16 protein-coding genes are annotated in these 18,518 nt (G+C 64.8%); 8 read left to right on the forward strand and 8 right to left on the reverse strand.

Annotated features, from left to right (window positions below; all coding sequences use genetic code 11):
* Positions 1 to 66: 66 nt before the first annotated feature.
* From uvrD to FXN65_RS27545, 3 genes are all read left to right on the forward strand, one after another.
* Entirely contained in the window at positions 67 to 2,247 is a 2,181-nt protein-coding gene (gene uvrD / locus FXN65_RS27535; protein ID WP_151138518.1) for a DNA helicase II, read from the forward strand.
* Between the two features lie 134 nt (positions 2,248 to 2,381).
* Positions 2,382 to 2,957 carry a TetR/AcrR family transcriptional regulator gene (locus FXN65_RS27540; protein ID WP_151138520.1) on the forward strand — a complete coding sequence of 192 codons (576 nt, stop codon included), beginning with the start codon at positions 2,382 to 2,384 and terminating at the stop codon, positions 2,955 to 2,957.
* Positions 2,958 to 3,081: 124 nt separating this feature from the next.
* Positions 3,082 to 3,936, forward strand: a complete 855-nt coding sequence (locus tag FXN65_RS27545; RefSeq protein ID WP_151138522.1) for a Tim44 domain-containing protein — start codon at positions 3,082 to 3,084, stop codon at positions 3,934 to 3,936.
* A gap of 189 nt (positions 3,937 to 4,125) precedes the next feature.
* Here the strand turns inward: FXN65_RS27545 and FXN65_RS27550 are convergent, their stop codons facing one another.
* Together FXN65_RS27550 and FXN65_RS27555 are read right to left on the reverse strand one after the other, a co-directional pair.
* Positions 4,126 to 4,590: an aminoacyl-tRNA deacylase gene (locus FXN65_RS27550; RefSeq protein ID WP_151138524.1), complete on the reverse strand. Its 465-nt coding sequence runs from the start codon at positions 4,588 to 4,590 to the stop codon at positions 4,126 to 4,128.
* A 138-nt stretch (positions 4,591 to 4,728) separates the two neighbouring features.
* On the reverse strand, positions 4,729 to 5,181 hold the full coding sequence (locus tag FXN65_RS27555) for a GNAT family N-acetyltransferase (protein WP_151138526.1): 453 nt from the start codon (positions 5,179 to 5,181) through the stop codon (positions 4,729 to 4,731).
* Between the two features lie 133 nt (positions 5,182 to 5,314).
* Here FXN65_RS27555 and FXN65_RS27560 point away from each other — a divergent pair, with 133 nt between their 5' ends.
* Complete coding sequence (locus tag FXN65_RS27560) at positions 5,315 to 5,722, forward strand: SMI1/KNR4 family protein (protein ID WP_151138528.1); 408 nt, start codon at positions 5,315 to 5,317, stop codon at positions 5,720 to 5,722.
* A 66-nt stretch (positions 5,723 to 5,788) separates the two neighbouring features.
* Here FXN65_RS27560 and FXN65_RS27565 read toward each other — a convergent pair whose 3' ends face one another.
* Together FXN65_RS27565 and FXN65_RS27570 are read right to left on the reverse strand one after the other, a co-directional pair.
* Positions 5,789 to 7,552: a cation:proton antiporter gene (locus FXN65_RS27565; protein ID WP_151138530.1), complete on the reverse strand. Its 1,764-nt coding sequence runs from the start codon at positions 7,550 to 7,552 to the stop codon at positions 5,789 to 5,791.
* Positions 7,553 to 7,772: 220 nt separating this feature from the next.
* Complete coding sequence (locus tag FXN65_RS27570) at positions 7,773 to 8,435, reverse strand: GntR family transcriptional regulator (protein WP_151138532.1); 663 nt, start codon at positions 8,433 to 8,435, stop codon at positions 7,773 to 7,775.
* A 271-nt stretch (positions 8,436 to 8,706) separates the two neighbouring features.
* On the opposite strand from FXN65_RS27570, the gene FXN65_RS27575 reads away from it, so the two are divergent.
* The 4 genes from FXN65_RS27575 to FXN65_RS27590 all read left to right on the forward strand — a co-directional run bounded on the left by FXN65_RS27575 (position 8,707) and on the right by FXN65_RS27590 (position 13,065).
* Entirely contained in the window at positions 8,707 to 10,098 is a 1,392-nt protein-coding gene (locus FXN65_RS27575; RefSeq protein ID WP_151138534.1) for an aspartate aminotransferase family protein, read from the forward strand.
* A gap of 103 nt (positions 10,099 to 10,201) precedes the next feature.
* The gene (locus FXN65_RS27580) at positions 10,202 to 11,569 is read left to right on the forward strand and encodes a glutamine synthetase family protein (protein ID WP_151138536.1); all 1,368 of its coding nucleotides are present in this window, start codon (positions 10,202 to 10,204) and stop codon (positions 11,567 to 11,569) included.
* A gap of 121 nt (positions 11,570 to 11,690) precedes the next feature.
* Positions 11,691 to 12,473 carry a substrate-binding periplasmic protein gene (locus FXN65_RS27585; protein WP_226283097.1) on the forward strand — a complete coding sequence of 261 codons (783 nt, stop codon included), beginning with the start codon at positions 11,691 to 11,693 and terminating at the stop codon, positions 12,471 to 12,473.
* A gap of 109 nt (positions 12,474 to 12,582) precedes the next feature.
* Positions 12,583 to 13,065: an acyl-CoA thioesterase gene (locus FXN65_RS27590; RefSeq protein WP_151138540.1), complete on the forward strand. Its 483-nt coding sequence runs from the start codon at positions 12,583 to 12,585 to the stop codon at positions 13,063 to 13,065.
* Between the two features lie 1,249 nt (positions 13,066 to 14,314).
* Here the strand turns inward: FXN65_RS27590 and FXN65_RS28110 are convergent.
* The 4 genes from FXN65_RS28110 to FXN65_RS27610 all read right to left on the reverse strand — a co-directional run bounded on the left by FXN65_RS28110 (position 14,315) and on the right by FXN65_RS27610 (position 18,404).
* Entirely contained in the window at positions 14,315 to 15,715 is a 1,401-nt protein-coding gene (locus FXN65_RS28110; protein ID WP_212632323.1) for a mannan-binding lectin, read from the reverse strand.
* Positions 15,716 to 15,991: 276 nt separating this feature from the next.
* Complete coding sequence (locus FXN65_RS27600) at positions 15,992 to 16,462, reverse strand: copper chaperone PCu(A)C (RefSeq protein ID WP_151138542.1); 471 nt, start codon at positions 16,460 to 16,462, stop codon at positions 15,992 to 15,994.
* Positions 16,463 to 16,563: 101 nt separating this feature from the next.
* Positions 16,564 to 17,937, reverse strand: coding sequence for a PepSY-associated TM helix domain-containing protein (locus FXN65_RS27605; RefSeq protein WP_151138544.1), 1,374 nt, complete (start codon positions 17,935 to 17,937; stop codon positions 16,564 to 16,566).
* A gap of 83 nt (positions 17,938 to 18,020) precedes the next feature.
* Positions 18,021 to 18,404, reverse strand: a complete 384-nt coding sequence (locus FXN65_RS27610; protein ID WP_151138546.1) for a DUF2946 domain-containing protein — start codon at positions 18,402 to 18,404, stop codon at positions 18,021 to 18,023.
* Positions 18,405 to 18,518: the final 114 nt, after the last annotated feature.

Raw genomic sequence — 18,518 nt, forward strand, 5'->3', positions numbered from 1 at the left:
CGACCGTCCAGCTGACCATCCGGTCATCGGTTTGCCCTGCCCCGGCCGCCCCCCTAGAATGCCGCGATGCATGACGATCTCTCCCTCCTCCTGAACTCCCTCAACGACGCTCAACGCCAGGCCGTAGCGGCCTCGCTGGGACGTCAACTGGTGCTTGCCGGCGCCGGTTCCGGCAAGACCCGCGTGCTGGTGCACCGCATCGCCTGGCTGATCCAGGTGGAGCAGGCCTCGCCGCATTCGATCCTGTCGGTCACCTTCACCAACAAGGCCGCCGCCGAGATGCGCCAGCGCATCGAGCAACTGCTGGGGATCAACCCGGCGGGCATGTGGGTCGGCACCTTCCACGGCTTGGCGCACCGCCTGTTGCGCGCCCACTGGCAGGAAGCGGGCCTGGCCGAGAATTTCCAGATCCTCGACAGCGACGACCAGCAGCGCCTGGTCAAGCGGGTGATCCGCGACCTGGGCCTCGACGAGCAGCGCTGGCCGGCACGCCAGGCGCAGTGGTTCATCAACGGGCAGAAGGACGAGGGCATCCGTCCGCAGCACATCCAGGCCGGCGGCGACCTGTTCCTCGGCACCATGCTGAAGATCTATGAAGCCTACGAGGCGGCCTGCGCGCGCACCGGGGTGATCGACTTCTCCGAACTGCTGCTGCGCGCCCTCGACCTCTGGCGCGACCGCCCGAGCCTGCTGGAGCACTACCAGCGGCGCTTCCGCCACGTGCTGGTGGACGAGTTCCAGGACACCAACGCCGTGCAGTACGCCTGGCTGCGCCTGCTGGCCAAGGGTGGCCAGAGCCTGATGGTGGTGGGTGACGACGACCAGTCGATCTACGGCTGGCGCGGCGCGCGGATCGAGAACATCCAGCAGTTCTCCAGCGATTTCCCCGACACCGAGGTAATTCGCCTGGAGCAGAACTACCGCTCCACCGCGGGCATCCTCAAGGCCGCCAACGCCCTGATCGCCAATAACCAGGGGCGCTTGGGCAAGGAGCTGTGGACCGAGGGCGAAGACGGCGAACCCATCGGCCTGTATGCCGCGTTCAACGAGCACGACGAAGCCCGCTACGTGGTGGAGAGCATCGAGAGCGCCTTGAAAGACGGCATGGCCCGCAGCGAGATCGCCATCCTCTACCGCTCCAACGCCCAGTCGCGGGTGCTGGAAGAGGCCCTGCTGCGGGAAAAGATCCCCTACCGCATCTATGGCGGCCAGCGCTTCTTCGAACGTGCCGAGATCAAGAACGCCATGGCCTACCTGCGCCTGCTCGACGGCCGTGGCAACGACGCCGCGCTGGAGCGGGTGATCAACGTACCGCCGCGCGGCATCGGCGAGAAAACCGTGGAAAGCATCCGCGAGTTCTCCCGCGTCAACGACGTCTCGATGTGGGAAGCGATGCGCCTGATGATCGCCAACAAGGCCCTGGCCGGTCGCGCCTCCAGTGCCCTGGGGGCCTTCATGGAGCTGATCGAGAACCTCACCGCCAAGTGCCTGGACATGCCCCTGCACCTGATGACCCAGACGGTCATCGAGCAGAGCGGCCTGGTGGCCTATCACAAGGACGAGAAGGGCGAGAAAGGTCAGGCCCGGGTGGAAAACCTGGAAGAACTGGTCAGCGCCGCCCGCGCCTTCGAGAACGAAGAGCCCGAGGACGACCTCACCCCGCTGCAGGCCTTCCTCAGCCACGCCTCGCTGGAGGCCGGGGAAACCCAGGCCGATGCCTTCGAGGACAGCGTGCAACTGATGACCCTGCACAGCGCCAAGGGCCTGGAATTCCCGCTGGTGTTCCTGGTGGGCATGGAAGAAGGCCTGTTCCCGCACAAGATGAGCATGGAAGACCCGACCCGCCTGGAGGAGGAGCGCCGCCTGGCCTACGTCGGCGTCACCCGTGCCATGCAGCGGCTGGTGCTGACCTATGCCGAAACCCGCCGCCTCTACGGCAGCGAGACCTACAACAAGGTCTCGCGTTTCGTCCGCGAAGTGCCGCCGCAGCTGATTCGCGAAGTGCGCCTGAACAACAGCATCAGCCGTCCCATGGGCGCCGGCAGCCGCCACGGTTCCATCTTCGATGGCGCCGCCGTACCGGAAACGCCCTTCTCCCTGGGCCAGCGGGTGCAGCACGCCTTGTTCGGCGAAGGCACCATCCTCAACTTCGAAGGCGCCGGCGCCCAGGCGCGGGTGCAGGTGAAATTCGAGAGCGAGGGCAGCAAGTGGCTGATGCTGGCCTACGCCAAGCTGCAGCCGCTCTGACCCCACCCTGTGGGAGCGAATTCATTCGCGAATGAATTCGCTCCCACAAAGACCTGCCCCGCTCTCCCCTCCGCCCGTCCGATGCCGCTGTCGACTCCGCGCGCTTGGCCATACTCAGTGGCGGAGGTAATTCCATGCCCCGCTCCCCCAGCGCCCAACAGATTCTCGATTGCGCCCTGAACCTGGCCGACAATTGCGGCTGGGAGCAGTTGCACCTGTTCGAGGTAGCCAACCAGCTCGGCGTCGGCCTCGACGCCATCGCCAAGCATTTCCGCCAGAAGGATGACCTGGTGGAAGCCTGGTTCGATCGCGCCGACCTGGCGCTGCTGGAGCGCGGCAAGGGCGGCGACCTGACGGCGCTGAATGCCGAAAAGCGTCTGGAAGAACTGCTGATGGCCTGGCTCGGTGCCCTGGCGCCGCATCGTTCCGTGACCGGGCAGATGCTGCTCTACAAGCTGGAGCCCGGCCATTTTCACTTGCAACTGGCAGGCCTGTTGCGAATCAGCCGCACCGTGCAGTGGTGGCGCGAGGCGGCACAGCGGGAAACCCTGCATCTATGCCGCATCGCCGAGGAAAGCCTGCTCACCGGTGCCTACCTGCGTACCTTCGTCCACTGGCTGCGCCACCCCACGGAGGAAGAGGCCGACCTGCGCGCCCTGCTGCGCCGGCAACTGCGTTGCGGCCCGTTGATCCTGCTACTGCGCAGATGAACGGCATGGCCGGAAAAGGCCGATTTCACCGCCAGACAAAATCCCGAAACACTCTGCCCCTAGCTATCGTGCGACTGACTGTGCAGCATGGCGCGCGTAGATTCATAACCAAGAGAAGCCTCTGATGCGCCGATTCCTCAGTATTGCCCTGGCCCTCTGCGTCGGCCTGACGCTGAGCCTGGATGTCAACGCCGCCAAGCGTATGGGCGGCGGCAAGTCCTTTGGCTCCGCGCCGACTCACCAGACCCGCCAGGCCGCACCTGCCCAGCAAACCCCGAATGCCGCGGCTCCCGCTGTAGCCGGCAAACCCGCCGCCGCAAGCGGCGCGTCCCGCTGGCTGGGCCCGCTGGCCGGCATCGCCGCCGGTGGCCTGCTCGCCTCCATGTTCATGGGCGACGGCTTCGACGGCATGCAGATCTTCGACTTCCTCATCATCGGCCTGATCGCCTTCCTGATCTTCCGCTTCCTGGCCGCGCGCAAACGCGCCCAGCAGCAGGGTCAGCCCGCCATGGCCGGCCACGCGCCGTTCCAGCGTGAAATGCCGCAGATGCCGCAACAGGCGCCGATCTTCGGCAGCGCCACCGCGGTGGCCCAGCCGGCCTTCAACGCCCCGAGCTGGTTCAACGAGCAGCGCTTCGTCGAAGCCGGCCGCGAGCACTTCATGGCCCTGCAGCAGCACTGGGACGCGGCGGAGATGGACAAGATCGCCGAGTTCGTCACCCCGCAGATGCTGAACTTCCTCAAGGAAGAACGCGCCAGCATGGGCGACGCCTACCAGTCCACCTACATCGACAACCTCCAGGTGCAACTGGATGGCATCGACGAGCTGGCCGACAAGACCGTCGCCACCCTGACCTTCAGCGGCATCTCCAAATCCTCGCGCTTCGACCAGGGCGAGGCGTTCAGCGAGAGCTGGCGCATGGAGCGTGTGAACGGCGACAACCAGCCCTGGCTGGTGGCGGGCATCCGTCAGAACTGATCGCTGGTGCACTGAAAAAACCCCGGGCTTGTCCCGGGGTTTTTCTTTTCACTGGCGCCGACCTCCACCTCGCCGCCACCGTCGACGGGCGATGGAGCGACGGAACCAGAATGGCGGCGGTTGCGGCGGCCGAACGCCTTTGAGCCTGTTCATGGTCCAGTGTGAGCGCCGCGCAGCAAATCATGCCCCCTAATGGCAGAGTTCGCAGACTTCGGCATCCGGCACCAGCTTCAGGTAGTCGTCCATGCGCATGTGCACCAGGTTCTCGTGGTCACCCGCTTCCAGGTAAATGTCCTTCTGCCGGGTCAGCTGCGGGTCCACCACCATATTCATGCCGTAGGGCTCGCCCACTGCCGGCACGGCGCCGAGTTCACAGTCCTTGAACAGCCGGGCCAGGTCGGCCTCGTGGGTGAGCTGCCAGAGCCTCGCGTCCTTGCGCACCTTGCCCACGTCCAGATGGCGGCTGGCAGGTACCACCGCCATGAGGAAATGACCTTGGCGATCGTCGAGGATCACCGTCTTGGCCAGGCGCTCGGCCGGGATGTTGGCGACCCGCGCCGATTCGAGGCTCGTGGCCGAATGCGGGTGTGGCACCACATCGAACCGGGTATGGGCACGTGCCAGGCTGCGCTGCAGGGTTGCGGCCATTCGCATGATGCACCTCCTGTGGATAACCAGGGATGGTTGGCTGCCCCGGGGGCCGCCGTATCGGTGCACAAAGTTTAGCCAGCGAGCCCCCGCCGGGCTGAAGCAGTTGGTACTGAGCCGCCCCCGTCAAAAGCAGTTTGAGGTCTAAGCGCGACGCATGCCGATGTGCGGAATGCCGTCGTCCAGGTAGACCTCGGTCACCGGCGAGAAGCCATATCGGCCGTAATAGCCCTGCAGATGCGCCTGGGCGGAGAGGTACACCGGCATCCCCGGCCAGCGCCTTCCGGCCTCATCCAGGGCACGCTCCATCAACCCGTGCCCCAGGCCACGGCCACGCGCCTCGGCCGCACTGACCACCCGCCCGATCACCACGTCGCCGCCCTGGGTCGCCGGGTCCAGCAGGCGCAGGTAAGCCAGCAGCGCGCCATCTTCCCAGGCCATCACATGGCAGGTATCGGCTTCCAGGTCCTGGCCGTCGACATCCAGGTAAGGACAGTTCTGCTCCACCACGAATACCTGGCAACGCAGGGCCAGGAAGCCATAGAGCTCGCGGGTATCGAGTTCGCTGTGGTGCTTGCAGGTCCAGGTTATGGCCATGAACGGGTCCTCGGAAAAGGTCGAGCTTAACGGTTTGATGGAGCCATGCGCCTGCAGGTGACGATCAGGTGCTTTTCTTCCCACGCCCCGGCTACTGTATAAAGCGCATCCCAATGCATGAGGGCCTGCCGCCATGGAAGAAGTCATCGAACAGCTGCGCGAACTCAACGAGCCGGTGCCGGTTCCCCTGGAACTCCCGGACGAGGAGTTGCTGGTGGAGATCGAGGAGCAGTTGCTGATCAACCTGCCCTTCGAGCTGCGTGAGTTCCTGCTCAAGGTCAGCGACGTGGTCTATGGCCGCCTGGAGCCGGTGACCGCCACCGACCCGCAATCCCACACCTTCCTGCCGGAAGTCGCCGCCGTGGCCTGGGACCTGGGCGTCCCCCGCGACCTGGTGCCGCTGTGCCAGGATGGCCGCGACTACTACGTGGTCGATGGCGAAGGCGAAGTGCTGCTGTGGGACGGCGACGAAGGCGAGCTCACCGACGAAAGCTGGGATTCGGTCTGGCACTGGGCCAGGGACGTGTGGCTCGCGAGCTGATCCGCTCCCCACAATGACACCAGCTCCGCAAGCGCAGGCCTGCGGGGCTTCTTCGCTTTCGCGCCATCAGCGGTGATGCTGGTCCTGGTTCTGCTCCAGGGTCTCCATCAGCGCGATCTGCATCCGCGAATGCACACGGATCAGCCAGCGCCAGAGCAGTGCGCTGACGCCCGCCGCCAGCAGGGCGATCAGCACCAGCAGTTCCAGCGTCGGCAGGATGCTCGCCGACAGCGCCATCAGCAGCAGCATGATGCCCAGCAGCGACAGCAGGGGAATCACCTCGGCGATCACCTTGCGCACCCGCTCGGTGTGGCGACCGGCCTTGTCCGGCGTCACGCCCATTTCCGCCAGCAGCATGGAAAGCGCCTTGAGCTTGCGATAGGCGGCGATCAGGAAGGGCAGCGATAGCAGCAGCGCGCCGCCCCAGATCAGCGCCTTCTGCAGGTTGGGCGAGGCCACCCACTCGCTCAGGTAGCCGGCCAGGGTTCCGGCGAAATAGGCACTGCCCAGGAAGATGGCCACCACCAGCGCCAGGTTGACGATCACCTGCAGCAGGATCTTGCGGATCATCCCCGCCAGCACCGCGCTCTGGCCCTGGGGCTGGATGCTGCGCAGCCAATCGCCGTAGTAGCCGAACACCCGCGCCAGCGGGCGTGGCATGGCCTTGGCCAGCTTGATCGACAGAGGATCGGCGGCGCGGATCAGGTAGGGCGTCAGCAGGGTGGTGATGGCGGACACGGCCACGGCCACCGGGTAGAGGAAGTCGCTGGTGACCTGCAGGGTGATGCCGAGCGCAGCGATGATGAAGCTGAACTCGCCGATCTGCGACAGGCCCATGCCGACTCGCAGCGAGGTGCGGCCGTCATTGCCGGCGATGAAGGCGCCAAGGCCGCAGGAAACCATCTTGCCCAGCACCACCGCCAGGGTGATGACGACGATGGGCCAGGCGTACTCCACCAGGATCCCGGGGTCGATCAACAGGCCGATGGCGACGAAGAAGATCGCGCTGAACATGTCGCGCACCGGTTCGATCAGCCGTTCGATCTGCCCCAGCTGACGCGACTCGGCCATGATCGCGCCGATCAGGAAGGCGCCCAGCACCATGCTGTATTCCAGCTTCACCACCAGCAGGCAGAAACCGAAGCAGAGCCCGAGCACCGTCACCAGCAGCATCTCGTTGCTCTCGAACTTCGCCACGTAGGCGAGCAGGCGCGGCACCAGCAGGATGCCGATGACCAGCGCAACGATCATGAACAGGGTGAGCTTGCCCACGGTGGCGAACACTTCCCCGGTCTCCACCGAGCCGCTCACGGCGATGCCCGAGAGCAGCGCGATGATGCCGATGCCGAGGATGTCCTCGACTATCAGCACACCGAAGATCAGCTGCGCGAAGCGCTCGTTCTTCATCTTCAGGTCGCTGAGCGCCTTGACGATGATGGTGGTGGAGGAGATCGCCAGGATCGCGCCGAGGAACAGCGAATCCATGGTCTTCCAGCCGAAGTAGCTGCCGATCTCGTAGCCGATCCAGATCATCAGCACGATTTCCAGGAAGGCCGCGATGAACGCAGTGGCCCCTACCTTGAACAGCTTGGCCAGGCTGAATTCCAGGCCCAGGCAGAACATCAGGAAGATCACCCCAAGCTCGGCGAGGGTCTTGATGGTCTCCTCGTCTTGGATCAGCTCGAAGGGCGGTGTGTGCGGGCCGATGATGAAGCCGGCGACGATGTAGCCCAGCACCACCGGTTGTTTGAAGCGGTGGAAAAGGATGGTCACCATGCCCGCGACCAGCATGATCACGGCAAGATCCTGGATGAAAGCGATGGCATGCATGGCGATGGACTCCTTTTTCTGCAATGCGCGGCACAGCGGTCCCGCGCGCGGGCGACTCGCTCGGCTCCAGTGGAGCCACGTAGGAATTAGGGAAAGTGAGGCTAGGAACGGCCGCAGATTATCATCGCGAACTTTCCCTCCAGGGCGATGCAATATGCAGTAACACTTGCCTGAAACGTCCTACGGGAGCGAGGCCGGCCCGCTCCCGCGGAATGGCTGGTCAGCCGCTGCGGGCCTGGGCGAAGTCCAGTTCCAGCAGGTTGAGGAGGAATTGGCCGAAATAGGTGAGGTCCTGCTCGATGGCGAAGCGCGCGGCCTTGCCATCACCGGCCTGCAAGGCCTTGTAGGCATCTTCGTGGAAGTCGTTGAGACGCAACGACAGGTCCGCCTCGGTGAACAGGCGATTGAAGAAGGGGCCGACCTGCAGCCAGAGGTTTTCGATGGTGCGCAACAGGACCGGGTTGCCACAGGCGCCATACAGCACCCGGTGGAACTGGCTGTTGTCGGTCAGGTAGCCCTGCACGTCGCGCTGCTCGATGGCAGCGTCCATGCGCTCCATGCAGCCCTGCAGGATATCCAGCTCGTCGGGGGAAAGCCGGCCCGCCGCCGCCTCCACCGCCATGCCTTCCAGCGCCATGCGCACCTGGAAGATCTGCTTGAAGCGTTCGCGGGTCATGGGCGGCACGCGCACCGAGCGCTGCGGCTCGCCCTCCAGGGCACCTTCGGCCACCAGGCGCTGCAAGGCGGCACGCACGGGCATCGGACTGGTGCCCCAGGCAGCGGCGAGATCGCGAATCTTCAGGCGCTCGCCGGGTTTGAAATGGCCTGCCAGCAGGCCCTCGCGTAGTCGTTGGTAAAGCTGTTCCTGCAGGTTCTCGGCCATGGGCATATCACCGTGCAAGGGCCGGCGGCGCCGGCAGTTGGTTCAGGGTCAGGCTGCAGTTACGCATGCTCTTGGTCGCCTTCTGTTGCTGGGTTGATCGCTCCGACCACGGGTCGAGTCCAGGCCAGCGGAGACTTTCCATCTGGTCTATCGTTCGATCCTGTGATCACAAATATGCTTTCAAGTTAATTTTCAGGGGCTTTTTTCGCAAGCCTTGACAGAATTGTGATCACAAAACACGATGTGCAGAAATTCGAACGAGGTGTTCAACATGACTGCCAGTGGAATCAGCCAAGCCGCCGTGGAAACTTTTGCCGCCCGCGAGCGCGCCCGTTTCCTGGAGCGCAATCCGAAATCCGTCGCCCTCGCCGAACGCGCGCACAAGTCCCTCTACGCCGGCGTGCCGATGCACTGGATGGCCGACTGGTCCACGCCTTGCCCGCTGTTCGTCGAGCGCGCCAAGGGCGCCCGCTTCTATGACGTCGACGGCCATGAGTACATCGACTTCTGCCTGGGCGACACCGGCACCATGTTCGGCCACTCCCCGGACCCCATCGCCCGCGCCATCGCCGAGCAGGCCAACAACGGCCTGACCACCATGCTGCCGGGTGAAGACGCCGTGGTCTGCGGCGAGCTGCTGGCCCAGCGCTTCGGCCTGCCCTACTGGCAGGTGACCGCCACCGCCACCGACTCCAACCGCTACGTGCTGCGCTGGGCCCGCGCCATCACCCAGCGCAAGACCCTGCTGGTGTTCGACGGCTGCTATCACGGTACCGTCGACGACGTGATGGTGCGCTATCGCGATGGCGAGACCGTGCCGCGCTCCGGCCTGGTGGGCCAGGCCTACGACCTGACCCAATACAGCCGCTCCATCCCCTTCAACGACGTCGAAGCGCTGGAAGCCGCGCTGGCCAAGGGCGATGTCTGCGCCCTGCTCTGCGAACCGGCCATGACCAACATCGGCATGGTCCTGCCCGATCCGGGCTTCATGCAGAAGTGCCGCGAGCTGACCCGCAAGTACGGCAGCCTGCTGATCATCGACGAAACCCACACCATCTCGACCGACATCGGCGGCTGCACCCGCCTGTGGAACCTCGACCCGGACTTCTTCGTGGTCGGCAAGCCGATCGCCGGCGGTGTGCCCTGCGGCATCTTCGGCTGCAGCGCGGAGATGGCGGAACGGATGCTCGCCTCACGCAAGAAGGCCCAGGAAGACAGCCACGGTCACGGCCACAGCGGCATGGGCACCACCCTCTCGGCCAACGCCCTGGCCATGCATTGCATGCGTGCCAACCTGGAACAGGTGATGACCCAGGCCGCCTACGACCACATGCTGCCGCTGGCCAAGCGGCTGGCCGACGGCTTCCGCAGCCTGATCGCCAAGTACGACCTGAAGTGGTCGGTGACTGAACTCGGCGCCCGCAGCGAATTCCAGTTCTGCCCGGTGTCGCCGCGTACCGGCGCCGAGGCCGAAGCCGCCTTCCACGACGAGCTGCAGATGGCCCTCCACCTCTACCTGATCAACCGCGGCATCCTGATCACGCCGTTCCACAACATGACCCTCTGCTGCCCGGCCACCACCGCAGCCGACGTGGATGAGCTGATCGCCACCCTGGACGAAGCCATCGGCGAGCTGCTGGCCATCCCCGGCGTCCGCGAGTGAGCCACGTGAACGAACGTAGGATGGGTTGAGCGAAGCGATACCCATCAAGCCCGACGATGGGGTATTGCCTCATCAAAGACAGGCCAACCACCGAGCCCTGACCATGCAATTCGCCAATCCCCAGGAAGCCCGCGACTTCCTCGAACAACATCCCGAGGTGCGCAGCATCGAGCTGATGCTGATCGACGCCAACGGCATTCCGCGCGGCAAGCTGCTGCACCGTGACGAACTGTTGCCGATCTTCGAGAACGGCCGCCCGCTCCCCAGCTCCATCCTCTCCCTGACCATCCAGGGCGAGGACGTCGAAGCCAGTGGCCTGGTCTGGGAAGTCGCCGACGCCGACTGCTGGACCTACCCGGTGCCCGGCTCGCTGTCGCTGCAGCCCTGGCGCGCCACGCCCACCGGCCAGGTGCAGGTGAGCATGCACCCGACCCAGGGACTGCCCGCGACCCCCGGCGACCCGCGCCATGTGCTGGCACGCACCATCGACCGCCTCAAGGCCGACGGCTACCACCCGGTGATGGCGGTGGAACTGGAGTTCTACCTGCTGGACAAGCATCGCGACGCCAACGGTCGTCCGCAGCCGGCGCTGCAGGCGAACGGCGTGCGCCCGCAGGCCCCCCAGGTTTATGGCGTCTACGAGTTGGAGCAACTGCAGCCCTTCCTCGATGACCTCTACGCCGCGTGCGAGGTCCAGGGCCTGCCGGTGCGCACCGCCATCTCCGAGTACGCGCCCGGCCAGCTGGAACTGACCCTGGAGCACCGCTTCGACGCGCTCCAGGCGGTGGACGAAGGCATCCGCTACAAGCGCCTGGTCAAGGGCGTCGCCAACAAGCACGGGCTGGTTGCATGCTTCATGGCCAAGCCTTTCGGCGACCTCGCCGGCAGCGGCCTGCACATGCACGTGAGCCTGGCCGACGAGCAGGGCAACAACCTGATGGCCAGCGAAAACCCGCACGGCACGCCGCTGCTGCGCCATGCCATCGGCGGCATGATGGCGACGCTGAACGACGCGCTGGCGATCTTCTGCCCCAACGCCAACTCCTACCGTCGCTTCCAGGCCAACAGCTATGCGCCGTTGGCGAAAAGCTGGGGCGTGAACAACCGCACGGTGTCCTTCCGCGTACCGGGTGGCCCGGCCAAGAGTCGTCACGTGGAACACCGCATCTGCGGCGCCGACGCCAACCCCTACCTGGCGGCCGCGGCGATCCTTGCCGGCATCCACAAGGGCATCCGCGAGCAGATCGATCCGGGTGAGCCCATCGTCGGCAACGGCTACGAGCAGGCCCGCGAAACCCTGCCCACCGACTGGCTCACCGCCCTGCGCAACCTGGAGCAGTCGACCTGGGCCAGGGACGCCCTGGGCGAGGACTTCCTGAAGATCTTCCTCGCCATCAAGTGGGAAGAATTCCGCCAGTTCGTCAGCGAAGTGGGTGAGCAGGATTGGCGCTGGTACCTGACCCACGCCTGATGGCGGACGCAAGGTCCGACAGAGTGCCCGGCCGGTCCGGCCGGGCACTGATGTTTCCCCGGGCGGCTGCTAGGCTGAAGGTCATTCCCTACCCTTCCAGGCCCGCCCGATGAAGGCTGCGATGTTCGCGCTGCTGTTCCTGGCCCTCGGCGTCTGCCAAGCGGAGCCACTGCGCATCGGCCTGGAAAGCCACGACTACCTCCCTTATTACCGCGCCCTCCCCGGCAAGCCCGCCGAAGGCTATGCGATCGCTGTTCTGCAGCTCTTTGCCTCCAGCCAGGGCCTCGCCCTCGAACTGGAAGCCCTGCCGATCAACCGCCTGCACCGTAATCTGCAGACCACCGACCGGCTGACGCTGGTGTTCCCCGACAACCCCGCCTGGTCGCGCCAGCTCAAGGGCGATGCGCGCATGCATTACAGCCGTCCGGTGATCCGCGTGGTGGATGGCAGCCTGGTGCTGCGCGAACACCTGGGACGGGGTGTCGACTCGGTACGGCGCCTCGGCACCGTGCGCGGTTTCACCCCGGAAGCCTGGCAGGAACGCCTGCGTGACGGCCAGGTGCAGCTGGTGGAAGCCAGCGACATCGCCAGCCTGGTGCGCATGCTGCTGCGCCTGCGCATCGATGCCATCTACGCCAACCCGGAAGTGCTGCATCACTACCTGGAGACCAGCACCAACCTGGGTGGCGACCGCCTGTTGCTGGACCCGGATTTACCCCTGGCGCAGACCGCCTTCCACGCCAGCAGCCTGAAGCACCCGGAGGTACTCGAAGCCTTTGACCGCTTCCTGGTCGAGCAGAGTGGCGAGCTGGCGCAGCTGCGCCGCGAACACGGCCTGGCCTGCGGTCCCAGCGACCTGGTGGAAGAACGGCCCGCCTGCCAACAACCCGCCAAGGCGCCCTGACCACAAGGTTATCCACAGCAGGTCCCGGATTTGCGCGGCACTGCGACTGTGGCGCCCAGGCGCCGACCCGCGTCTATCCCGGACAGACCCCACAGCGACGAGGCCAGTAATGGAACCCGGAACCGCACAACTGTCGATGACCGTCCTGATGACCCCGGACATGGCCAATTTCTCCGGCAACGTCCACGGCGGCACCCTGCTCAAGTACCTCGATGAAGTGGCCTACGCCTGCGCCAGCCGCTACGCCGGCCGCTACGTCGTCACCCTCTCGGTGGACCAGGTGATCTTCCGCGAGCCCATTCACGTGGGCGAACTGGTCACCTTCCTCGCTTCGGTGAACTACACCGGCAACACCTCGATGGAAGTCGGTATCAAGGTGGTCACCGAGAACATCCGTGAGCGTTCGGTGCGCCACACCAACAGCTGCTTCTTCACCATGGTGGCCCTGGATGACGAGCGGCGCCCCGCTGCGGTTCCGCCGCTGCAGCCGGCATCCCCCGACGAAAAGCGCCGTTACGCCCAGGCCAAGCAGCGCCGCCAGATCCGCCAGGAACTGGAACAGCGCTACCAGGAAATGCGCGAGGGCAACTGAGCCCTCGCTTTTCCACCCTGTTCCCCAAAATCAGTGGAAGGGCCTGTGGGTAAGGTGTAGACCGAGTTCCAGACCCCGCGCCACGCGGGCCTCCCCATGATTTGGCGATTTTCTGAACGATTTCAACGACTTGGCCTGTGCACTGCTCACAGTTGCTGTGCAACAGGCTGTTGATAACCTGTTCGGATTCTGCTCTGGGCCCCGCCATTACTGGCCTCCCGACGATTGATCAACTTCTGATCAATCTTTCGCAGCCGCGAAACACCTGGCCCGGCACCGGGCCGCCTCCCGGCTGTAATTCCCATTGCAGAGCCGTTTCCCCCATTTTCCGTGGATGCCACTGTGGATAAATTGTCGATGGATGCCTGGGAAGCAGGCACGACGCAGCTTTCCACCATCCGGCTATTTTTCGAGCAAAATCATAGGGATAACTGCTTCGTTGCACACAATATCTGTGCAGCCATCTGTGAATAACTTGTGAGGACAATGCTGAAATCCCCGCGACCCGTGACCTGCAGGGCATTGATCAGTTTTCACACAAGTCTGATTGGATACCCTCCTGCTGTGAATAACAGATTGACGCCGTCGCCGGATGGAGGACGTTCCCTCGGCAATGGACGGCTCATCCGTGGGTATCAAGCGCTGTTTCGACCCCGATTCGCGTGCTCGTCAGCGATCTGTTCACAGGTTGGCGGAGTTTTTACCCAGATCCCGTGGATGCTGTTGTGGATAAGCTGTAGTTCGAATGCCAGGCGCCAGAGCAGCCGCGGCTTTTCGCGTCTTGTTCATTTTTCGTTCTGATTCAAATACTTGGCCCACAAATTCTGTGTAGCCATCTGTGGATAAGCTGTTTGGACATGGTTGTGGCCCAGCAAGGATGCGGCCTGTGACGTTGTGATCACTATTTGATCAGCCTTGCCGGCGGAATCGGGCAGCGTTCCGCCAGGCCAGGCCCGGTCGATCTCCGCGCCATCAATCCACAAGCGCCATCACCAGCAACTCCACGCTTGTGCCCAAATTGCGTGGACTGGTCTGTGCATAAGTTGTCCATGGATGGCTGCAGGCCAGGCAGTGCAAGGCCTGCTGAAGAACGTACATTTTTCGAGCAATATCAACGAGTTAACCAGCCGGATGCACACAGGATCTGTGCACCCCGCTGTGGATAGCCTGTGAGGACAGCGCTGCAGCCTACGAATGGCGGGCCTTGCGCGCGACTGATCAATAAGTGATCAGGCGCCCCACGGCCGACTTATCCCCCGCAACAACCGCAGACCGACATGGCGCCGGGCTCCGTGGTCTTCCAGTTACCGTTCCAGCCGCCCTTGTTGCTGCACACCTGCGGACAGGTCTGCGCGGCCTGGCCGTTGTTCCAGATAGGACCGGCCTGCACGTCCTGCGGCGTGGTGCACTGGCCCTGCATCACGTCATCGAAGATGTGGCTCAGCTTCGCCCAGGGGATGGTGTTGCTGTTCCCGCTGCCATTGAAGTTGTGGCAACCAAAGCAGTTGGAGATGAACGACTGGGTCGGGTCCACGTTCTGGTAGGTGGTTTCCATCACGGTGTTGGCCAGGCGCATGGAGCCGCGCTGGTTGGAGAAGTTGGAGGACGGCTGGGTGACGTCGTTCTCCCAGATGGCGCCGACATTCATGTAGTTCTGCCAGACGGCCATCGGATTGTCGCTGGACAGCGCCGAGAGGAAGCCCTGGATCTGGGTATTGAGGCTATCGATGTCGGCGATGTTGTCCGAGGCCTCGTGGTCCGAGACATCGGTGCCGTCGTGGTAGACCCGGCAGATTTCCGAAGGCGTGCCGGTGAGGCTGGAGCTCGGCTGCGCCTGGTTCATGTTGCAGCTCGCGGGTGGGTTATCCACAGCGCAGGTGGCGCTGGTGAAGGACCAGCCACCTGCAGGCGCAGTGGCCGGGTTGCTGCATTCCGGCACGTTGCTGCGGTGCTCGAAGGTGGCCCAGATGAACTCCGGGTGCAGCGCGGTGGCGATGGCCATGTGGAATCCGACCATGCCCAGCAGTTCATTGCCCGGCACACCGTCCACGTTGGCTTCGATCCAGAAGTAGTCGGGTTTGTCGGCATCCGTGATGATTCGCCACGCACTCTTCAGCTCGGTGGTTCCACTCGGGTAGTTCAGCGCGCTCTGGATCTGCGGGATGTTGCAAAGGCTCTGGCTGAAGCGGATCTCGTAGAAGACCACGTTGCCGTTCTGGTCGAAGATGGTGTCGCCGCCACCAGCCTGGCCGGTGCGATCCGGAATCTGGAAGGGGGTGTCGGCGGCCGCGGGCTTCTCCCGGTGCACGAACACCCGTTCGGCCTGCTGCGACGGGTCGCAGGAGTTGGTTCCGCTGGCCTGGAGGATCGGGTAGTTGGCGTTGACCTGGAAGTTGCGCAGGCTGGGGTCGCTGGTCGATGGGCTGACCAGTTGGAAGAACCATTGCCAGGCAAACTGGTAGAAGTCGCAGAAGTCTGCGTTGCTGCCTTCGGGTATCTCGCTGGGCGGGTTGGGGCTGGTGATCCAGTCCTGGCTGGCACTGCAGGCGGGGCTCGCCGCTTGTGCCGGGCCGGCCACCAGCAAGGGACTGGCGCAGGCAAGCATCAGGACCAGCAGCCAGGCGACACGGAATGTCCTTGTAGCGTTCATCTTCCCTCTCCTTTTCTGCTCATCAGGGCACGGGCTGGCGGAGCGCTGCGAAACACGCAGCGCCCTGGCCCAAGCGGTGCATCGCCAGGGAACAGTGAGGGCAGATGATTCAAGCGGGGCCGCGCAATGCGCGGCGCTGGCGTCCTGCCGGCGGGTGCTCCATGCGATGGAATCAGGCTAGAAGAGGCGCCGCGCCTCGGCAAACCATGCCGCCGAGCGGCATTGTGGATAACTGGGCGGGGAAGGCGCGGGGCCGGTCGACCCCGCGAGGAGGCGTCAGTGCTGGTGCTCGGCGGTAACCGCCGGTGCCTGCGTCTGCACGTGGACTTCCACGTCCAGGTCGCCGGCCTTCTGGAAGTGCAGGGTCATGGGGAACTTGTCGCCATCGTTCAGCGGCTGCTTCAGGCCGAACATCATCAGGTGGTAGCCGCCCTGCTCGAAGCGTGCTTGGCCGCCAGCGGGAATCGCCACGCCACCCTCGACCTTCTGCATCTTCATCAGGCCGTCCTTGTGCAGATGCTCGTGGATCTCGGTCTTGCCGGCGCGGACGGTGTCGGCACCCAGCAGCATGTCCGTGTCCGTGCCCCTGTTGTGGATAACCAGGTAGGCGGCGCCGTTGGGCGATACCGCGGGCACGGCCATGGCCCAGGGGTGCTCGATGTGCAGCGAACCCAGGTTGTAGTCATGGGCGGCCAGGGTGCCGGAAAAGCTCAGCAGGGCCCCCAGGGCCAGCAACGTCTTGCGCATGTCGGAACTCCATTCATTCGATTGACTGGCACCCACCCCCGGCAGGTACCGATTGCTCTCCATCGCGGACGCAGCCCATGGGCTACGCCTGCAAAACCGGCCTAGTCGGCCACCACCTTGCCGCCGCCAATGCGCGACAGCACCACCCAGTCCAGCGCCCAGATCGCCAGCAGGGACAACCCCACCAGCGGGAAGGCGATGCCGAGGCCGATCATGATCACCACCGCGGTTTTCCACAACGGCAGGTCATGGCGCAACGGCGGTACGCCCAGGCTGCCTTGCGGGCGGCGCTTCCACCACATCACCAGGCCGCTCACGGAGCTCAGCAGGATCAGCAGGCAGACGGCGAACATCAGCAGCTGGTTGGCCAGGCCGAAGAACTTGCCTTCGTGCAGCACCACGCCCATTTCCACGCTCCTGGCCACCACGCCGTAGTCCTGCCAGCGGATGTCGGCCAGCACCTTGCCGCTGTACTGGTCCAGGTGCAGGGTCGCGTCGTTGCGCGGGTCATCGGCGAACACCGCGATGCTGTAAACCCCGGTCTCGTCGGCCGGCAGGGTGATGCTGTAGCCCGGTACCACACCGCGCTCGGCGGCGGTGTCCACCACCCGCTGCAGGCTCACCTGCCCGCTTGGCGCGGCCATGCCGGTGGCGCTGCGCCCCTTGTGTGCAGCGTGGGGATCGGAGGCCGGCAACGGGGTGTTTTCCACCGCCCAGGCCACGGTCTGGTCGGCGGCGGTGTTCAGGCTGCGAGCCTGCTGGTCGGACCTGGGCACCTCGTTCCACATGGCGGCGGGGAAGCGGTTCCACACATCGGCGAATTTCTCGCCCCAGAAGCCGGTCCAGGTCATTCCGGTGAGCAACATGAACAGCAGTACCAGCGAGCCCCAGAAACCGGTGACCGCGTGCAGGTCCCGCCAGAACAGCCGCCCGCGATTGGCCAGGCGCGGCCAGAACACGCCACGCATGCCCTGGCCCCGAGGCCACCAGAGGTAAAGGCCGGACACCACCAGGACGATCGCCCAGCCGGCGGCCAGTTCGATCAACCGGTCGCCGACCATCCCGATCAAGAGGGTGCCGTGCAGCGAGCGGGCGATGGCCTGGAGGTTGTTCTGCGCGTCCTGGGTGCCCAGCACCTGGCCGCTGTAGGGGTCGAGGAACAGGTTGGTCTTGCGCCCGTCGAGGCTGACCACGAACTGCGCACTGTGCTCGGCGTCCACCGGCGGCAGGTACTGGCCGACGGTGGCCTGCGGGTAGGCCTGGCGCAGCTTGTCCAGCTGCTGGTCGGCGCTGAGCGCCTGCCCGGCCGGGCGGACCAGCATCAGATCGCTGTAGAGCAGGTTGTCCAACTGGGGTTTGAACAGATAGATGCTGCCGGTAACCGCGAGCATGATCATGAAGGGGATGACGAACAGCCCGGCATAGAAATGCCAGCGCCACGCCAGGTTGTAAAAGGAGACAGTGTTCGCCGACATTGTCGTGCTCCCTGATGAACCAGTGGTCCGCGCGCACGCGCGCCTGAACAGGGCGTGCGCACGGTAAGGAAAGGTTGTGTGGATCAGGAAAGCGCGAAGGGAGGTGCGCGGGTCAGCGAGCCAGGGAAGACAGCCCGTCCGCCGTGGCCGGCAAGGGGCGCCAGCGCAGCATGCGGACTGGTGAGACCGGCCAGGTCCAACCCGGGCAGGGTGGCGGGGCTCAGGGCCGGGGAGTTGAACAGCAGGGTGCAGTAGCCGCACTTGGCCCAGGACATCTCGTGGTCGGGCATCGCCGGCTGGTGGCTCGAACCGCCGTGCCCGGCGGAGCAGGCCAGCTCGCCCATCCACTCGGGCACGCCGCCCTGCCCCATGTCCCGCGCCTGGGAAACCAGCGGACCGACGAGCACCAGCAGCATGGCCAGAAGGCCAAGCCAGGCGCCGCGTTGTCGTGCTCTGCCGTAGGTCACAGGAAGGGTTCCATGCCGGTCGATCCGGGGGGCGCCTATGCTAGCCATGCGCCTGCCTGGGTTGAAGCCTAGTCGCTGGGACAGAAGGACGCAGGCCGGGCGCTCGATATTTCC

Source organism: Pseudomonas lalkuanensis (assembly GCF_008807375.1).
Classification (GTDB): domain Bacteria; phylum Pseudomonadota; class Gammaproteobacteria; order Pseudomonadales; family Pseudomonadaceae; genus Metapseudomonas; species Metapseudomonas lalkuanensis.